Here is a 2,446-nt window from a genome sequence, read left to right as displayed (position 1 = left end):
CGGCCGGATGCCGCGGCGCCGGCCCGCTGCAGGGGGGCGCAGCGCCCTCCCGGTTCAGCCGCCAGTCCATGCGCGCGAGCAGATGGCCCAGCAGCGTGCGGTACAGCGCATCGCCCACCAGCGCATCCTCCACGCCGGCGTCCAGGTTGGGGTTGTCGTTGATCTCGATCACATGGGCGCCGGCCGCATTGCACTTGAGGTCCACGCCGTAAAAGCCGTTGCCGACCAGCCGCGCCGCGCGCGTGGCGGCCTGCAGCACCGGCGGCGGCACGGCATCCAGGGACACGGCCTGCGTGCGGCCCTCCACGTACCCGCCGTCTTCGCCGTGCCGCAGGATCTGCCAGTGGCCCTCGCACATGTAGTACTTCGCTGCGAACAGGGGCTCCCCGCCCACCAGGCCGATGCGCCAGTCGAAGTCGGTGTACATGAATTCCTGCAGCAGGATGATCCCGGACTCGCGGAGCATTTCGCGCGCAATGGCGTGCAGCGCCTCGGCGTTCTCGGCCTTCTTCACGCTGCGGCTGAACGAGCCGTCCGGCACCTTCACCACCACCGGGTAGGCCAGGCCCCGCGGCAGATCGCCCAGCGTGCGGCGGCTCACGAGGTGCGTGCGCGGCGTGGCGATGCCGTGGCCCTTGAGCAGCTCGGCCAGGTACGCCTTGTTGGTGCATCGCAGGATGGAGACCGGATCGTCGATCACCGGCATGCCCTCGGCCGCGGCTTTCTTGGCGAACTGGAAGGTGTGGTGGTTGACCGCCGTGGTCTCGCGGATGAAGAGCGCATCGAACTGGGTCAGGCGCGAGAAATCCTTCTTCTCGATCAGTTCGACCGCGATGCCCATGTCCTGGCCCACGTCCACGATCTTCTGCAGCGTGCGGCGGCTGGACGGCGGCAGCGGGTCGTTGGGGTCGTGCAGGATGGCCAGGTCCATGCGCGGCGCGGCCACCGGCGCGGCGGGGCGCCAGTGGCGGCGCGTGAAATGCGCCAGGGCCTCGTCGAACAGGCCGTCGCGGTGGGCATCCACATCGCGCGGATCCAGCGATTGCAGCGCGGCGACATGCCAGCCGGGCGATGGCTCGCGCCGCTGCAGGTGCAGCCGCAGCAGCGGGCAGCGGAACAGCTCGAAGCTCTTGCGCGCAAGGGCGGTCAGTTCGGCGTCCTCCGTCAGCCCGAAGAACACGTGCAGGGTGAGCGAGCTGACGGACTGCGGCACGCTGTCCAGCGGACCGATCAGGCGGTCCAGCGCGGCCAGCGAACCCGCCTGCTGCTTGCCGCGCTGCAGTGCCACGATGGTCTCGACGCTGGGCGTGACCCGGTCGCCCCGCGCTTCGGCCAGCAGCGAGCAGTAGTAGCCCATGCCCAGGTAGCTGTAGTTGCGGCACAGGTTGGTGACCTTGCGCGCACGCGCTCGCGGGCGCGGCTCCTCGGCGATGAACGCCTCCGCGGTGACGATGCGCACCCCGGGGTCGCTCCAGCGGAAATCCGAGCGTCTTTCCACCACGATCACATGTTCTGAAGTCACTTCAAGGCTTTCTGGACAGGATGACGGCCGCTGTCCGGCGGCGGCGCCCGTAGCGGGCCATCTTCTTGAATTCGGACAGGCTCACCGACACACCGCCGTCGCCCTCGCCCGAACGGGCCATCGGGTCCAGCACCCGAAAGACCGTGCCGTCGAACCCGGTGATGACGACCCAGTGCGGCGCCTTTTCACGGTGCAGGCGCCACAGGCTGATGAGCACGATGGGCACGTGCCCGTGGCGCAACTGCTCGATCACGCCCTCGGGCGAGACGGGCAGCGCGAACACCGGCGCGCCATGCGCGACCAGTTCGGCGCGGAAATCGTCCTCCACGCGCTGGATCACGCGCTTCTTGTGGGGCTCGCGCACGCTGTCCATGAAGAGCGACGAGCCCGCGGCGGCGTACACCGCCACACCGAAGCCACGGCGCAGGGCGGCGCAGGCCAGGCCGAACGGGCCGCAGCCGCCATGGCCCGCGGCCATGAACACCGTGGTCGCCTCGCGCCACAGGCGGATCTCGGCGGCCTGGTCCAGCACGGTGTCCGGCGCCAGGGCCGACATGGCGATCAGCAGCGCGCATGGGCCGCAGGTGAACTCCAGTGTCTGTCCGTAGTGCCGGGCCCCCGGCAGCATCAGCCGGTCCCGGCGGTGGCCGTCGAACACGTCCTTCTCGAAGCGGATCGCATCCGCGCCGTCCGCGTAGTAGCCGGGCGCGCGGCCCACCGCCACGAACCCGAAGCGCTGGAACAGCCGGTGGGCGGCCACGTTCTCGGCCCGGCTCTCCAGACGCAGCAGGGCGCAGCCCCAATGGCGCGCGCAGTCCAGCGCCTCGGCCAGGAACGCACTGGCGATGCCGCCGTGGCGCGCCTGGGGCGCAACGGCGATGGAATACAGCCGCGCCACCGAGGTGCCCGGCGGCGCAGGACCAC

At 70.5% G+C, this 2,446-nt stretch carries 2 protein-coding genes; both read right to left on the bottom strand.

Annotated elements, in window-relative coordinates; genetic code table 11:
* The coding region (locus AC27IQ_RS22570; RefSeq protein WP_487090870.1) for a RimK family protein at positions 1-1,522 on the bottom strand (1,522 nt) is incomplete at its 3' end.
* A 1-nt stretch (position 1,523) separates the two neighbouring features.
* A partial coding sequence (locus AC27IQ_RS22565; RefSeq protein WP_487090869.1) for a GNAT family N-acetyltransferase/peptidase C39 family protein occupies positions 1,524-2,446 on the bottom strand: 923 nt, incomplete at its 5' end.

The organism is Acidovorax sp. KPB24-07 (assembly GCF_057543315.1).
This window is presented reverse-complemented; position numbering and strand designations above follow the sequence as displayed.